This is a genomic window from Bacillus aquiflavi (genome assembly GCF_019915265.1).
GTDB lineage: Bacteria > Bacillota > Bacilli > Bacillales > Cytobacillaceae > Bacillus_BT > Bacillus_BT aquiflavi.
In genome coordinates this window covers 1,013,796-1,030,385 of sequence record NZ_CP082780.1, presented here as the reverse complement: position 1 = coordinate 1,030,385, position 16,590 = coordinate 1,013,796, and the positions used below count along the sequence as shown (strand labels likewise).

10 protein-coding genes and 4 pseudogenes are annotated in these 16,590 nt (G+C 35.6%); 3 read left to right on the top strand and 11 right to left on the bottom strand.

All coding sequences use genetic code 11. The features are described from left to right. Positions 1-104 precede the first annotated feature (104 nt). From ctaF to cyoE, 5 genes are all read right to left on the bottom strand, one after another. Positions 105-437 (bottom strand): cytochrome c oxidase subunit IVB, encoded by a 333-nt coding sequence (ctaF, locus tag K6959_RS05200; protein WP_163242579.1) that lies wholly within the window; start codon positions 435-437, stop codon positions 105-107. A gap of 4 nt (positions 438-441) precedes the next feature. Continuing rightward, the gene (locus K6959_RS05195) at positions 442-1,071 is read right to left on the bottom strand and encodes a cytochrome (ubi)quinol oxidase subunit III (RefSeq protein WP_163242578.1); all 630 of its coding nucleotides are present in this window, start codon (positions 1,069-1,071) and stop codon (positions 442-444) included. Then, entirely contained in the window at positions 1,071-2,939 is a 1,869-nt protein-coding gene (gene ctaD / locus K6959_RS05190; protein WP_163242577.1) for a cytochrome c oxidase subunit I, read from the bottom strand. The genes K6959_RS05195 and ctaD overlap by 1 nt, the downstream gene beginning before the upstream one ends. A 30-nt stretch (positions 2,940-2,969) precedes the next feature. Further along, positions 2,970-4,046 carry a cytochrome c oxidase subunit II gene (gene coxB, locus K6959_RS05185; RefSeq protein WP_163242576.1) on the bottom strand — a complete coding sequence of 359 codons (1,077 nt, stop codon included), beginning with the start codon at positions 4,044-4,046 and terminating at the stop codon, positions 2,970-2,972. Positions 4,047-4,228: 182 nt separating this feature from the next. After that, complete coding sequence (gene cyoE, locus K6959_RS05180; protein WP_163242575.1) at positions 4,229-5,164, bottom strand: heme o synthase; 936 nt, start codon at positions 5,162-5,164, stop codon at positions 4,229-4,231. Positions 5,165-5,794: 630 nt separating this feature from the next. On the opposite strand from cyoE, the gene K6959_RS05175 reads away from it, so the two are divergent. Next, positions 5,795-6,763 carry a COX15/CtaA family protein gene (locus K6959_RS05175; RefSeq protein WP_223087821.1) on the top strand — a complete coding sequence of 323 codons (969 nt, stop codon included), beginning with the start codon at positions 5,795-5,797 and terminating at the stop codon, positions 6,761-6,763. 31 nt (positions 6,764-6,794) lie between these two features. Here the strand turns inward: K6959_RS05175 and pyc are convergent, their stop codons facing one another. The 4 genes and pseudogenes from pyc to glsA form a co-directional block, all read right to left on the bottom strand. After that, entirely contained in the window at positions 6,795-10,235 is a 3,441-nt protein-coding gene (pyc, locus tag K6959_RS05170; protein WP_223087819.1) for a pyruvate carboxylase, read from the bottom strand. A gap of 56 nt (positions 10,236-10,291) precedes the next feature. Further along, positions 10,292-11,505 (bottom strand): annotated as a pseudogene (locus tag K6959_RS05165) (FtsW/RodA/SpoVE family cell cycle protein). A 216-nt stretch (positions 11,506-11,721) separates the two neighbouring features. Continuing rightward, positions 11,722-12,003 carry an Fpa/YlaN family protein gene (locus K6959_RS05160; protein WP_163242571.1) on the bottom strand — a complete coding sequence of 94 codons (282 nt, stop codon included), beginning with the start codon at positions 12,001-12,003 and terminating at the stop codon, positions 11,722-11,724. A 132-nt stretch (positions 12,004-12,135) separates the two neighbouring features. Beyond that, a complete protein-coding gene (gene glsA, locus K6959_RS05155; RefSeq protein ID WP_179959036.1) occupies positions 12,136-13,065 on the bottom strand; it encodes a glutaminase A in 930 nt (309 codons plus the stop codon). 208 nt (positions 13,066-13,273) lie between these two features. Between glsA and K6959_RS05150 the strand changes: the two are divergent. Then, positions 13,274-13,778, top strand: a pseudogene (locus K6959_RS05150) (peptidyl-prolyl cis-trans isomerase). Positions 13,779-13,956: 178 nt separating this feature from the next. Here K6959_RS05150 and K6959_RS05145 read toward each other — a convergent pair. Continuing rightward, positions 13,957-15,286, bottom strand: a pseudogene (locus K6959_RS05145) (PhoH family protein). 204 nt (positions 15,287-15,490) lie between these two features. Between K6959_RS05145 and K6959_RS05140 the strand changes: the two are divergent. Then, positions 15,491-16,090, top strand: coding sequence for a YhcN/YlaJ family sporulation lipoprotein (locus K6959_RS05140; protein WP_163242568.1), 600 nt, complete (start codon positions 15,491-15,493; stop codon positions 16,088-16,090). Positions 16,091-16,129: 39 nt separating this feature from the next. Here the strand turns inward: K6959_RS05140 and K6959_RS05135 are convergent. Then, a pseudogene (locus K6959_RS05135) lies at positions 16,130-16,585 on the bottom strand (pyridoxamine 5'-phosphate oxidase family protein). Between the last annotated feature and the right edge of the window lie 5 nt (positions 16,586-16,590).

Genomic DNA, 16,590 nt, shown 5'->3' with positions numbered 1-16,590 from the left:
TTAAAAAAATATCCTTGCTTCAGAGATTCGGCAAATAAACAGCCTAACACAAACATGTGAATATTGGAAAAAGAAAATCGGCCACAAAAGCCGATTTTCCCTTTTTACCACCAAATAATTGTTAAAAATGCCCATACTGTTACAAATGCTATGAGAACCCCTGAATAGAGGAACAGTGCAGGTAGTTCATGCCCTTTATGACTCATGTGCATAAAGTAGTACAATTGAAAACCAACTTGAACACAAGCTAGTAAAAGGATGAACGGCACCGTAAACCAGTTAGAAAAACCATCGTAGCCTACAGCAAAAAATGCAACAAGTGTTAAAAATATCATTAATGAAAATGAAATTATTTGGTATTTCATTTCTTCAAAGTTCTTTTTCCGTCGATATTCGTAATCAATTCTTGGATTACCATTTGTTTGTTCATTCGTCATTATTTTATCCCACCAATCCCATTAAATATACGACTGTGAAGATAAATACCCACACAACGTCAATGAAGTGCCAATAAAGGCTTGCAACATAATATTTCGGTGCGTTGTATAAGTTCAAACCACGTTTAGAATTACGGAAAATTAAAGCCGTAATCCAGACTAAACCAACAGCAACGTGGAAACCGTGAAAACCTACTAATGTGTAAAACGCAGAACCGAATGCACTACTAGTAAATTTATGACTGTACTCTGTCACATAATGATAAAATTCATACATTTCTAAGATTAAAAATCCAAATCCAAGAAGGACGGTAATACCTAACCATAACTGCATTTTCTTGAAGTTGAAATTTTTCATATGGTACATCGCATACACACTTGTTAAAGAACTAGTTAAAAGAATCATCGTTGCTAAAAAGATTAGCGGTAAACTAAATAAATCCTTCGCAAGTGCATGAGATGAATCAGGCACTGAATCTTTTAAAGCAAGGTATGTTGCGAAGAGAGAGGCAAATAGAACCGTCTCTCCCCCTAAGAATAACCAAAAACCAATAAATTTATTTTTCCCTTCGAGGGTCGCTCTCTCAGGCGAGGCAGGCCAAGTTTCAGCAGTGAATTTTTCTTCTACGTGCATTATGCCTTCCCTCCCTTATCTTCATCAATTAATTCTTCTTTAGGAATATGGTATCCGTGATCATCTTTAACAGAGCGAACAACCATAGAACCGAAAGTAATCAGTAGACCGATGATTAATACAGGCAACGCCCAAGCCTTATCATCTACACGATACATTGCACCAAATGCAGCGATAAATAAACCGAGTGAAATCATAAATGGAAGAATTGAAGAATTCGGCATATGAATATCTCCAAGTGGCTCAGCAGGAGTTAACTCCTTCTTTCCATCCATTTTTTCAAGCCAATATGCATCTAACCCACGAACTAACGGAGTTTGTTTAAAGTTATAGTACGGCGCAGGTGACGATACAGCCCATTCTAACGTACGACCGTCTCCCCACGGATCGTTACCAACCTTTTCATTTTTCACGCTAGTAATAACAATATTTATTAATAAGATAAGGACAGCTACACCCATTAACATTGCCCCGATTGAACTGACAAAGTTTCCAGTATCAAGTCCTTGATCTGGTAAGAACGTAAAAATACGACGCGGCATTCCCATTAATCCAAGGAAATGTTGAACAAAGAACGTCATATGGAAGCCAATGAGGAATAATACGAAAGTAATTTTTCCTAAAGCTTCACTTAACATTGTTCCAAACATTTTTGGCCAATAGTAATGAGTTGCTGCTAATAATGCTAATACAACCCCACCTACAATAACGTAGTGGAAGTGAGCAACAATAAAGTATGAATCGTGATACTGGTAGTCAGCTGGAGCTGCTGCCTGCATGACACCGGTTACTCCACCCATTACGAAAGATGGGATAAAGGCAACGGCATATAACATCGGTGTTGTAAATTTAATACTTCCGCCCCACATCGTAAATAACCAGTTAAAGATTTTAATACCAGTTGGAACTGCAATCGCCATTGTTGCAACTGCGAAAATTGCGTTTGCAATTGGACCTAAACCAGTCGTAAACATATGGTGAGCCCAAACCATGAATCCTAAGAAACCAATTAACATTGTTGCAAAAACCATTGACGAATAACCGAACAAGCGTTTTCTTGAGAAAGTTGAAAAAATCTCAGAGAAAATACCGAATGACGGTAATATTAAAATATAAACTTCGGGGTGACCAAAAATCCAGAAGAAGTGCTCATAAATAATCGTGTTACCACCCATTGCTACATCAAAGAAATTAGCGCCAAATAAGCGATCAAACATTAGTAAAAATAGTCCAATTGTCAGCGGCGGGAATGCAAATAAAATGAGTGCAGATGTAACAAATGTTGTCCATGTGAACATCGGCATACGCATGAAAGTCATTCCCGGAGCACGCATTGTAATAATGGTTGCTAGAAAGTTAATTCCCCCTATTAGCGTTCCGCCCCCGGATATTTGCAAACCTAACACATAGAAATCAATTCCATGCCCTTCAGAAGCCATTGAAAGAGATGCATAGGAAGTCCAGCCTGCATCTGGAGCTCCGCCTAAAAACCAGGAAAGATTTAAAAATAATCCTCCTAAGAAAAACATCCAAAATCCTAAACTATTTAGGAATGGGAACGCAACGTCTCTTGCACCAATTTGCAGAGGCATAATAGCGTTCATAAATGCCAATAAGAGCGGCATAGCTGCCAAGAAAATCATTGTTGTACCGTGCATCGTTAAAATTTCATTAAATAATCCGGCACTCACAAAATCATTGTTTGGTATTGCAAGCTGAATACGAATAATCAATGCTTCAATACCACCCATGATAAAGAAGAGCCCACCAGCGATTAGATAAAGGATGGCGATTTTTTTATGGTCAACCGTTGTTAAATAGTCCCAAATGGTTGCGCCAAAGCCTTTTTTCTGAGCATAGCTACTCACGATTTTACCTCCCTTTATAAACTATTCCCCTTATTTCTCTACTTTTAGCCCCATTAAATATTCTACTAAGGCATCAAGCTCATTATCTTTAAGTTCAGGGTATTTTCCTGTCATTAAGTTACCTGGCTTGTGTGTTTCTGGATCTTTTAACCAGTCTCTTAATTCTTCTTCGTTATGTTCTAAAATACCAGCAATGCGAGATCTTTCTCCAAATGTTGCTAAGTTTGGACCTAAACGTGCTTCGGCTGGCTTAGGGTCCTGAGGTGTTACTGCGTGACAACCGATACAGCTTTGGTTAAAGATTTCTTCACCAGCTTGAGCTAATTCAGTTTCTGGCTCTGGCTCTCCCGCACCTTCCATGTCAGCAATCCATTTGTCAAATTTATCACGTGAAACTGCTTTTACTTTAAAGTCCATTAAAGCATGAGATGGTCCACAAAGTTCAGCACACTTTCCATAGAATAGGTTTCCTGCTTCATTTGCTTTATCATCATCAAAAATAAGATAAAATTGGTTTACGTTTTCGACGTTTGTATCTAATTTACCACCTGCAGCTGGAATCCAAAATGAATGTTTAATATCAGATGAAATTAGATTAAAATATACTTTTTCATCAGTAGGAACAACTAGCTCTTGACCTGTCATTACTCCATGATCAGGGTATTCAAATTCCCACCAATATAAGTTTGCACGGACATTTACTACAAGTGCATCTCTTGTACCATCTTCATTTAATTTATCCATTGGTGACACATCAGCCTGCTTAAATGTTAAAGCGACTGTTGGAAACGCAAGGACAAGTAATAAAAGAATAGGAATAACTGTCCATATTACTTCAAGCTTGTGGCTTCCTTCAATTTGCTTAGGGATTTTATTTTCTTCCCCTTTTTTCCGACGGAAGCGAATTACTACATAAATAAAGATAATTGTCACTACAAGAATAACAGATACCATAATTGTTGTGCTTAATAGCATTAATTCGTACTGTTCTTGAGCAACTTCTCCAGCTGGTCTTAACGCTGATAAAAACGGTTCGCCACAGCCGGAAAGTATGAGCGTCATTATCGCAAATAATGAGACAAGACGCCATTTCGTAAGCCTTTTCATAGCTTAATCAAACCCCTCTTTCGTGAAAAATTCTGTTTGATTGAATAAGGATAAAATAATTTCCTTTTATCATAAATTCTTTCAGAAAAAGAATAACTGAAACGGCTTAGCAACTTTTAATCAGCTATTCATTTTTCCAGCCCTAATCAATTGTGATTAGTGTAAAGAAAGAATTTCGAAAATTAAACAAGTGTTACGATCACCATTGCTACAAACATAATGGTCATATAATTCAATGAATATACAAACATGAGCTTTGCCCATTTTATATCATCTTTCATTTTGTAGCCTGTTAATCCGAGAGCTAGCCACCCAATATTTAGTGCAGTTGCTAGAATTACAAATGGAATACCTAGTGATAAAAGAAAAAATGGTAAAGGTAATAGTGCTGTTACCCAAAGGTTAATATGCCTTTTTGTTACTTTAAATCCTTTAACGACTGGCAACATTGGAATGTTAGCAGCTCGATATTCTTCCACGCGTCTCATTGCAAGTGCATAAAAATGAGGAGGTTGCCAAATAAACATAACTAAAAATAAAAACCAAGCCATTATATGCAGATCCCCATCAATTGCAGCCCAACCTATTAAAGGTGGGACAGCGCCTGAAAGACTCCCGATAACAGTATTTGATACTAATTGGCGTTTTGACCACATTGAATATAAGACAACATAGCTGAAAATCCCAATTAATCCAATCACTGCTGCAGTCAAAGTTGTGAGCATTAAAAATGCCATTCCGACTAAAACAAGGATGACTCCCAGTAAAAGAACCCGTTTAGGATTTACCTTTCCAGTAACAGTCGGCCTGTCTTTTGTCCTCGTCATTAAATGATCAATATCTCTATCTATATAATTATTGAGACTGCATGATCCAGCAATAATCAAGGATGAACCAATCAAAGTAGCAAAAACTATATCTAAATTAGTTAAAAAGCTTTGACCAGTAAAATGCAGCGCTAACCATATACCAGTAAATGTAGTAATTAAGTTAGAATTTACAATTCCAATCTTAATTATTGCTAAAAAATCTTTCCAAGCAGTTGTTTTTTTTATACTATCTTGAAGCGTCTTTCCATTGTCCGCAATGGCTACTTCTCCTACCTTGGAATTCGACATAGATTCTCCTCCCTTCTTCCTTATCCCAAATACAGCTGTCTGTATTCAACAACTACTATAAAGCATTCATCGCATCTTTGCTATATTTGTGATAAATCAACGAAGGCAAATTACACAAAAACTTCTTAACAATTTCACAAAAAAAGCGCTTGCCTATATAATTATGTTGTATCATATTCTCAGGCAAAAATAAATCATTTCTTCTGTATATTAAATCACACTTTTATTATTTTTTGTGAACCTTTTTCGAATAATATTTGAATAATTTGTGTCGAAGTGTCTTTAAGTATTCTAGAAATGACATTTTCAATTCATAATACTACTATGAAGGAGTTATCGATAGCTTCGAATTAATTGCTGGACCTTTCTTAAAAATAAGCCTCTTATTTAGTTCTAGCAGACTCCTTTTCAAGTTTCAACCTTTTCCACTATAATAAATGTGATAATTTATTAAACGTTGTAAAAACGTCTCTTTTTGTGTACGATCAATAGATAGTTGTTTAGTAAGCAATGTCTTGGTAAAAATAATATACATTCGTTATATTAGGAATGATGTCGATTATATTTTTTTTTTCATTATCGTACCTATCAATTTATTTTATGAACTTTTATTTTAAGAAGGTGAATTAGTTGCGAAGATCTCTTAAATGGTTTGCCGTGCTTACAACATTGGGAATGTTGATTATTTTGCTCGGCGGAGCATTAGTTACAAAAACTGACTCCGGAATGGGCTGTGGCACATCTTGGCCCTTATGTAACGACGAATTAATACCAAGCGAGATTACTCCTGAACTTATTATCGAGCTGGCACACAGACTCGTCTCCGGCACTGTTGGAATTATGGTTCTTATCTTATCAATCTGGTCTTGGAAAGCTATCGGTCATATTAGGGAAACTAAGTTTTTATCGATCTTATCCTTTTCATTCCTCGTCTTACAAGGTTTGATAGGAGCCGCAGCAGTTATTTGGGGACAATCAGATTTTGTCTTAGCTCTCCATTTCGGGATATCCCTTATCTCTTTTGCGGCAATCTTTTTATTAACTTTACTTATTTTTGAAGTAGATAAAAAATTTGAGGCTGAAAAAGTTGTCATTGATAGCAAAATGCGAAATCACATTATTGGTGTTACTGTATATAGCTACATCGTCATTTACACAGGTGCTCTTGTTCGCCATATTGATGCAAGCCTTGTATGTCCTGATTGGCCATTTTGTGTGAATTCACTTATTTCTCTCCCACAAAATTTATATAAGTGGGTGCAAATGGGGCATCGTTTTGCAGCGGGATTAATCTTTATTTGGATAGGCTATATCATGTTATTAGCAATCAAAAATTATCAACATCAAAAAGTAGTTTATATCGGATGGATTATCGCCTTTGTTCTAGTATCACTTCAAGTTGCTGCTGGTGCTTTAGTTGTGATGTCGAGACTTAACTTATATATAGCTTTGGCACACGCTTTCTTTATTGCCTGTCTTTTTGGAGTGTTAAGCTACTTTATTTTGTTAGCTTCACGCAGTAAAAAAAATGAGCTTGCCTTAGTGAATAAGCAAGTACATGAAGATAACAAAAAACCGGCTCCTGTCACAGTTCAATAAAAAAAGTTGCAGCCTTTAGGCCGCAACTTTTTTATTTCGCTAATTCTATTAATAAATCTCCTGTTTCAATTCCTTCTCCATTCAGAACATAAATGTCTTTTACAACACCAGTAAACGGAGCCTGAATCGTAGTTTCCATCTTCATTGCCTCAGTAATCATTAAATGATCACCTTTTACGACCTTTTCTCCCTTTTCAACTAAGACTTTAACAACTGTGCCCGGCATTGATGCCGCAAGGTGATTCGCATTTTTAGGATCAGCTTTCAGCTTTAAAGCTACTGTAGCTTTTATACTTTCATCTTTAATGATTACTTCACGCGGTTGACCATTTAGCTCGAAATATACTATTCTTGTCCCATTTGCTTGCGGTTGTCCAATAGAAACTAGCTTGACAATTAATGTTTTTCCTGTTTCAATTTCGACTTCAATTTCTTCACCTAGGCGCATGCCATACAAAAACGTCGGAGTATCAAGTACAGAAACATCACCGTATTGTTGAAATGTCTTTTCATAATCTAAAAATACCTTAGGATACATAGCGTAAGCAATAGCATCAAAACTCGTTACATGTCTTCCAATCTCGTTAAATAATTCTTCTTTTAATTTTTTAAACGGAATATCCTCAAGCAGTTCACCTGGTCGGACTGTAATCGGTTCTTTTCCTTTTAAAATGACCTTCTGCAGTTCTTCAGGAAAACCTCCATATGGCTGACCTAAATATCCTTGGAAAAACTCAATGACTGAATCAGGGAAATCAATCGTCATTCCTTTTTGTAAAACATCTTTTTCTGATAAATCATTTTGTACCATAAATAACGCCATATCTCCAACGACTTTAGAAGAAGGAGTGACCTTTACAACATCGCCAAATAGTTCGTTCACGCGACCGTACATTTCTTTCACTTCTTCCCAGCGTTTACCTAAGCCAACTGCTTTTGCTTGTTGTTGAAGGTTACTATATTGTCCTCCCGGCATTTCATGTTCATACACTTCTGTATGCGGGGCAACCATTCCTGATTCAAAATCAGCATAATACTTTCGAACATCTTCCCAATAATAAGATAACCGTTCTAGTGCTTTAATATCGACAGACGGTTTTCTTTCAGTTCCTTCAAGAGCGTAATATAACGTATTTGCACTCGGCTGAGATGTTAATCCCGCCATTGTACTTAATGCAACATCAACAATATCAACGCCTGCCTCGATTGCTTTTGCATAAGTGTAAATCCCATTTCCACTCGTATCGTGTGTATGGAGGTGAATCGGTATGTCGATTGTTTCTTTCAACTCAGAAACAAGCATGTATGCAGACTGCGGTTTTAGTAACCCCGCCATATCCTTTATTCCTAAAATATGAGCACCTTGTGCTTCAAGCTCTCGGGCAAGATTCTTGTAGTAATTCATATCATATTTTGTTCTTGTCGAATCACTAATATCTCCTGTGTAACAAATAGAAGCTTCGGCAATCTTTCCAGTGTCGCGTACTGCTTTAATCGCCACTTCCATTCCTTTTACCCAATTCAAACTATCAAATATTCTAAATACATCTATTCCAGCATATGCAGATTTTTCAACAAATTCACGAATAACATTGTCAGGATAGTTTTTATATCCAACTGCATTCGATGCTCGAAGGAGCATTTGCAATAACACATTTGGAATTTGTTTTCTTAATGTTAACAACCTCTCCCATGGATCTTCCTTTAAAAAACGATAGGCAACATCAAAAGTCGCTCCTCCCCACATTTCAAATGAAAATAATTCAGGCAGTAGCTTTGCAGAAGGTTCAGCAATATGTTTTAAATCTGTCGTCCGAACTCTAGTTGCTAACAATGATTGGTGTGCATCACGAAACGTCGTATCGGTTAGTAAAACTTCTCTTTGTTCCTTAACCCAATTTACCAGTCCTTCCGCACCATTTTTATCAAGAATTTGTTTTGTGCCATCACGATGCGGTGTATCAAAGCTTACTTTAGGAACTCTTGGAGTTTCGAAAACTGGTTTCTTTTTCTTGCCTATACCAGGAAAACCGTTTATTGTTACATTCCCAATGTAGGAAAGCATTTTAGTACCTCGGTCTTTCCGTTTTGGGAATAAGAATAGTTCAGGTGTAGAATCAATAAATGATGTATCGTATTGTCCTGTCCTAAACGCTTCATGTTTCACAACGTTTTCTAGGAAAGGAATATTTGTTTTAATTCCGCGAATTCTAAATTCTTGCAAGTTTCTGACCATTTTAGCTGCAGCGTGTTCAAATGTTAATGCCCAAGTTGATACTTTCACTAATAAAGAATCGTAATGGGGCGTAATAACAGCACCTTGAAAACCATTTCCTGCATCAAGCCGAACACCAAATCCACCGCCTGAACGATAAGCCATAATTTTTCCTGTATCAGGCATAAATTGATTAAGTGGATCTTCCGTTGTAACACGAGATTGAATAGCAAAACCATTAACTGCAATGGATTCTTGTTTAGGTATTCCAACGATATTACTATGGATTTCATATCCTTTAGCAATTAAAATTTGCGATTGAACAATATCAACCCCTGTTATCATTTCAGTTATCGTGTGCTCTACCTGTATACGTGGATTCACTTCAATGAAATAAAAGTTATCCCCAGAAACAAGAAATTCAACAGTTCCCGCATTTACATAATTTACATTTTCCATTAAAATAACAGCAGCATCACAAATTCTTTTTCGTAAATCATCCGATAGAGAAACACTCGGGGCTACTTCAACTACTTTTTGATGACGGCGTTGTACTGAACAATCCCTTTCATATAAATGGATAATATTTCCGTAATCGTCACCAATTATTTGTACTTCTATATGCTTCGGCTTTTCTATTAATTTTTCAACATAGACTTCATCGCTTCCAAAAGCTGCCTTAGCTTCTGATTTTGCTCGCTCATATGCTTCTTGCAACTCGGCTAGACCTGTTACAATTCTCATTCCTCGTCCGCCTCCGCCAAGAGCAGCTTTAATTATAATTGGAAACCCGTGTTCCTCGGCGAATTTTTTCACATCATCTATACTCAAATCAGGTCCATCACTCCCAGGAATAACAGGGATGCCTGCTTTTATTGCTTCATTTCTCGCTTTTACTTTATCACCAAACATATCTAAGTGCCTAGTTTCAGGTCCAATAAAGATCAGACCTTCTTCCTCACAACGTCTTGCAAACTGAATGTTTTCTGATAAAAAGCCATAACCAGGGTGAATGGCATCTACTTGACTATTCTTCGCTATTTCAATAATTCCTTCGATATCTAAATATGCATCGATTGGCTTTTTTCCTACCCCAACTAAATAAGCCTCATCAGCTTTGTATCGGTGATAAGAACCGGAGTCTTCTTTTGAATAAATTGCTACTGTACGAATATTCAATTCGGTACATGCTCGAAATACACGTATAGCGATTTCTCCCCTATTTGCAACAAGAACTTTTTTAATACTTCTCTTCATAAGCAACAACCTTCCTTAATGTAATGTATTATGTGAAGCGCAAAAAACGCGCTTAATTAATTTCGAATACTTTGATTTCTTGTTGAAATCACCGTTTTTACAGTATTTTGTTTTCCTTTGTTTTTATATTTTTTTTCATAATTTACAAACATAGATACATTAACTAAAATTCCTAATGAAATTGATAGTTGCAATAAGGATGAACCTCCATAGCTTACTAATGGGAGTGGAACACCTGTAATCGGAATTAAGCCAGTAATTCCAGCTAAATTAATAAAAGACTGAATGCCGATCATGCTAGATATCCCAACTGCGAGCAGGGTGCCAAACGGATCCTTGCATTTTAGCGCTGTGTAAATACCTCTTAAAACAATATAAGCTAAAGAAAGCAAGACAAAACTAACGCCTAATACTCCGAGCTCCTCAGAAATAACTGCCATAATAAAGTCAGTATGAGGCTCTGGTAAATATCCTAATTTTTGTATACTTTGACCAAGACCTAATCCAGCAGTACCCCCTGATCCAATTGCCAAATAAGAGTGTACGAGCTGCCATCCTTCCTTCTGTTCAACAGCAAATGGATCTTTAAATGCTTCAAAGCGACCTTTTTTATTTTCGCTAAACAAAGAATCCTTAGCAAATAATAATAAGAAAGAGGAAAAGACTAAGCCGATAATCGCTAGCCTTAATAAATTTTTGAAATTCATCCCACTTGAAACGACAATTGTCATGGCAATTAAAAAAATAATTGCTGCCCTACCATAATCAGGCTCTATTGCAACGAAAAAACAAACGATTATTAAATAGACAAGCGGGGGAACAACCCCTTTATTAAATTCATTTATGTACGATTGTTTTTTTGCATATACAGCTGACAAATAAATAATAACTGCTAGTTTAATAAATTCAGATGGTTGAATTGTTGCAGAACCCATTTTAATCCAACTCTGAGCATTTCCTGCTACGTGGCCAAATAAGTACACTCCCCCTAATATAAGGATAGAAGAAATCATATAATGGTTGCGATTATTTTATTGCTTTTTAATGCTTTGTAAGGAAAAATCGCAAAAAACAGAAACATAATCAAAGCCAATAATAAATGGATTTTCTGTTTTTGGTAAAAAAAATCGCTTTCATAGCCATATCTTTGGATTGCAGTTACCATACTCGCACTATATACCATTACTAAACCGAAGATAGATAGTAGAATAATCGTAACTATAAGTGAATAATCGTATGATTTCATTATTTTTTTTTTATCATTCAACATCTTCCTATCTTTCTTGTTCTATTCATAAAAAAAAATTATTATTTAATATTAAAGTATGTAACAAAACAAGAAATTGAGTTTATTATAACATATATAAATCATAAATTTAACTAATAATATGTCATATTATTTAGATTTTTTATTAAATTGTATGACACATTAAACTTATATAAAAAAACTCAAACAAATTCCTGTGAACTGTTTGAGTTTTTTTTGTTATTTTTTTAATGATGCTTCATGTAAGGCGGAAAGTTCCTTTTCCAATTCCTCGAGTATATCTTTACCCGTTTTTTTATCTATTAGACCTAATCGCACTGCAAAGTCGATTTCCCGAGATAATCCGAACATTTGCGTATCCAAAACATCTTCATAAAGAGGACATTGGGGCATAGTCAAATTATCCATCTGCACCTTAATTAGCTTTAATATTTTTTCAGCGTCAGCCTTTAATAAATTAAGCGCTTTTTCTCGATGATCAACAATTAGTTCAGACGCCAACATTGATCCCCCCGTTTTTCGGGCGATAACCCATTCTTGTCTTTAAATTTTACCGTTAAGATTAAAAAAAAAAAAAAGCAAACGATAAGGAGCGTAAATGAAAAAATCGCTTATCCACCTAGCTGAATCTAATTAAAATATACTAAATTCAAATTCATTAGCAAGCATTTCTAAAAGCTTTAATCCAGCGATACTGTTACCTTTTTCATCAAGAGCGGGGCCAAATATTCCAATCCCATAACGATTCGGAACAACAGCAAATATTCCACCTGATACACCACTTTTTGCCGGCACACCTACTTTAATTGCGAATTCACCTGATGCATTATACATTCCGCATGTAACCATAAAAGTTTTACAAATTCGAACAATATGTTCTGGTATCAATCTTTCACCACTATCTGGATCGAATCCATTTAAAGCAAACACTGCTCCGATTCGCGCCAAATCATAGCAGTTCATCTCAATCGCACATTGTTTCGTATATAAATCGATTAAACTTTCCACATCTCCCTCAATAATATTATTTTGTTTCATAAAAAAACAAAGGGCTCGATTTAAATGTGCTGTTTCAAATTCTGAACGAGCAACCTCCTCATTGTACGTTATTTGCTGGTCATTCGCTAACGCTCTCACAAATTGAATTAACCGCTCCCATTTTTCAGTTAAATCCTTGCCTTTAATCATATTAGTGACAGCTAAAGCACCTGCGTTAATCATTGGATTCAACGGTTTAGAAGGCTTTAATGTTTCAAGCTTTGCAATTGAATTAAACGGATCTCCAGTTGGTTCCATTCCTACCTTCTGAAAAACATAATCTTCTCCTCGATCCATTAAAACTAATGCTAAACTTAATACTTTTGAAATACTTTGCAAAGTGAACTTTTTCTCAAAATTACCGGCATGAAAATAACTGTTATCGGTTTTATATATCGTAATAGCTAAATCATTTCCGTCTTCTTTTCCAAGCGCAGGTATGTAATCAGCTACTTTTCCATCTTTAGAAAACCGCTTTGCTTTTTCAACGAGTAATTGCAACTCCTTATTACTTTGTATACTCAATTACGACTTCCCCCTGTCATGAATCATTCTTTTCATTCCCATTGTCATTTTTTTTGTGAATTTTGTAAAGTGACATTGTTGATTAAAAGGGATATACTTTGTAAAGATGATGTTTTTTTTTTACACACTATTATTGTCAAAAATACGATATGCATGACCGATTATACATAATCGGACGATATGTAATTTATTGAAAGCGGTGAGCAAATTGGAATCAATCATTCTTATTACGGGAAAAGTTAATTTTTCGATTACACTAGATCCGGGTGTGTGGATTTTTGATGACCGGCGCATTGATTTAAATAATTATTTTACAACGGAAAAGAATAGTATTGATGAAACAGAAGAATATACAAAATCGATATCTAAGCATTGGGATCGAGAAATTATGGAAGGGGCAGTATTTCCGCCGACCGACATTAAAAACAGAAAAAAAATTTGAAAAAGAAAAGGTATTAAATGGATCATTCGGCGTTCCTTTCAAACCTTTTTTGAAAAATGCCAGTCCGAAACAATCCGCAACTGCATTAATCATTGAACGTGAATCTAAAGAAGATGTAACTATTTCATTGGAGGAAGCGTATCAGCTAATTCTTGGATTTTCAAAAGAAGGAAAGCCATTATTAGAAAATGGGCCGATCCATGTATATTATGGTAATGGATCTAACAAAGAAAATCCTATTACTCACGTTAAAGGGTTCCGCATCATATAATTTAAAGCGAAAACATAAATATATACGAGAGAAATCGACCTTTTATAAATCAATATATTTAAATCATTTCCGAAAATTGAGCCATACAAGCACAAGTATAAAGCCTTCATGAGTTAAAGATGAACTGAGCGTTTAGATCAGTCTAAAACGGGAGAAGCAAACTCCCGTTTCTTTTAATTTACAAAAGATCTGCGGCCAACTGTGCTAAACCCGACCTTTCCCCCTTTATTAACTTAACATGTCCAGAAATCGTTTGTTCCTTAAACCTTTCAACAACGTACGTAAGACCATTATTGTATGCATCTAAATAAGGGTGGTCAATTTGTTCAGGATCACCCATTAAAACGATTTTACTGCCTTCTCCTACACGGGTAAGGATGGTCTTTATTTCATGCTTCGTTAAATTTTGCGCCTCATCAATAATAATATATTGATCAGGAATGCTCCGACCGCGAATATACGTTAACGCTTCTACTTCAATTGAACCCATTCCTGCTAAAATCGCATCTAACTCTCCCGGCTTTTTCGTATTGAATAAATACTCAAGATTGTCATATATCGGTTGCATCCAAGGTCTCAGCTTTTCTTCTTTTTCACCAGGTAAAAAACCAATATCTTTCCCAACCGGGACAATAGGTCTTGCAACGAGCAGCTTTTTATAAGCCCCCACATCCTCAGTTTGCATTAACCCTGCTGCTAGTGCTAATAATGTTTTTCCTGTTCCGGCCTTCCCGATTAACGTAACGAGCTGAATATCTTTTCTTAATAACAATTCAACAGCCATTGTTTGTTGAACATTTCGTGAACGTATACCCCAAATCTGTTCATTGTCAAACACTAGTTGCTTTACAAACGTTCCGGAATGATCTACAATCCCCAACGCTGATGATGAGGAGCCAAAAGAATCCTTAATAATTAAAAATTGATTTGGGTAAAAAGGATGGTTCGTTATCTCTGCAAGAGGAAGCTCTCCTTTTTCATAAAAACGATTTAATTCATCAAGTTCAAGATAAACTTCTAAAAATCCTGTATAAATCTGGTCAAACTCAATAACTCGATCACTTAAAAAATCCTCTGCCAGTAAACCAATTGCATCAGCTTTTACACGTACTAGTGTATCTTTACTAACTAAAATAACAGATCTTCCATTTTCCTTTTTTTGCTCTTCAATTGCTAAATTTTTTGCTACCGCAAGAATGCGATTATCGTTCGTTTTTTCAATAAATATATTTTTTGAGCTCTTGAAACGAACGGTGATTTAGCTCAATTCGAATCACACCTCCGTTTTCAAGAGGGATTTTTTCATGAAGCTTTCCAGATTCCCTCAAGCTATCAATTAGTTTTGATACTTGTCGCGCATTTCTCCCAATTTCATCCATATAACGTTTTTTTGAATCTACTTCTTCAAGTACTACTGCTGGAATGACTACTTCATTGTCTTCAAAAGAGAAAATCGAATACGGGTCTTGCAATAATACATTAGTGTCTAAAACGTATATTTTTTTCAAACTAATGCCCCCTGCTCCTCATTTCCTCGTTTCCATATGCTATTCATTTAAAATTAAAAAGGGAAGAACTTTGTAAAATATATGATTTACCGTATAAAGATAGAAGATAAATTACACAATAACGAGTAAACAAAGTATTTTTTAAAAGGCATTTTTTATTATAATCATATGCCGTTATATTATATACAACGAAGGTGGGACAACATGAAAAATTTTTTACTAATTCTCTTATCGGTCATAATGTTGGCAAGCTGTGGGTTCCAACAAAATACAACTGAAAAGAAACAAACTTCACAAAATAACAATTTAACTAGAGTGAAAAACAGTACAATTGAACACGTTGATCGGAAAACCGGCCAGGATATTTCCAAACATTTAGTTCAATTAGCTTCAAGTATTCCAAATGTGAACGACGCTACCGCAGTCGTACTCGGAAAATATGCGATTGTAGGAATTGATGTTAATGAAAATATTGAGCGATCAGAAGTTGGTTCTATTAAATATTCAGTTGCCGAAAGTTTAAAAAATGATCCTTATGGTGCAAGAGCAATCATTATTGCCGATCCGGATATGAACGCAAGACTCAACGAAATAGCCGAAGATATTAACGACGGAAAACCGATTCAAGGAATTTTGAATGAATTGGCAGACATTACAGGAAGATTAATACCTGAAGTGCCTGCGGATGTAATTGAACCAAAACCAAAAAACGCACCAGAAGAACCTAAAAAGAAACTGAACCGTCAAGAGCAGCAACAACTTGAAAAAGAACAGCAAGATCAGTCAAACAATTATAAAGATTAACAGCAAAAACATTCCAATGAAAAAAGCTTAGTCGATTAACTAAGCTTTTTTCATTGCATCCATTACTTGTTTGTCTAATCTATCTGCAGCAGCCTTGTCATATGTTTTATCATACTGTGGTTCAACGGTAATTTTTTAACCGTAAAACATCACATCTCTCACTTCATTAATTTTTTATTCTAAAAGGGCAAGCTTTAATGGAACTTCTTCTAGCTTTTCAACTTTTATAGATGCTTTACCACTTATAGAATATGTGGACTCATTTGCAATGACGTTCATCACGACAAGGCTATTTTGATTAATGTTTTGAACAATGCGCGAACGATTGTCAACTGCAAAATAAATAGTGTCTTCACTTTTTGCATAAACCCATGAAATTGCACTTACATTTGGACCACCAGTTTCAAAATCTACGGTAGATAATGTCACAAATCTTTCTTTTTGAAGCGCTTCGAATAAAGGCTTAATTAATTTTGGTTCTACTTGATTTACCATCTATT

What these genes read in the sequence shown, in the direction of transcription:
- pyc (WP_223087819.1), bottom strand. Translation starts at nt 10,235, where the DNA reads ATGAAGAGAAGTATTAAAAAAGTTCTTGTTGCAAATAGGGGAGAAATC.
- K6959_RS05195 (WP_163242578.1), bottom strand. Translation starts at nt 1,071, where the DNA reads ATGCACGTAGAAGAAAAATTCACTGCTGAAACTTGGCCTGCCTCGCCT.
- K6959_RS05140 (WP_163242568.1), top strand. Translation starts at nt 15,491, where the DNA reads ATGAAAAATTTTTTACTAATTCTCTTATCGGTCATAATGTTGGCAAGC.
- coxB (WP_163242576.1), bottom strand. Translation starts at nt 4,046, where the DNA reads ATGAAAAGGCTTACGAAATGGCGTCTTGTCTCATTATTTGCGATAATG.
- ctaF (WP_163242579.1), bottom strand. Translation starts at nt 437, where the DNA reads ATGACGAATGAACAAACAAATGGTAATCCAAGAATTGATTACGAATAT.
- cyoE (WP_163242575.1), bottom strand. Translation starts at nt 5,164, where the DNA reads ATGTCGAATTCCAAGGTAGGAGAAGTAGCCATTGCGGACAATGGAAAG.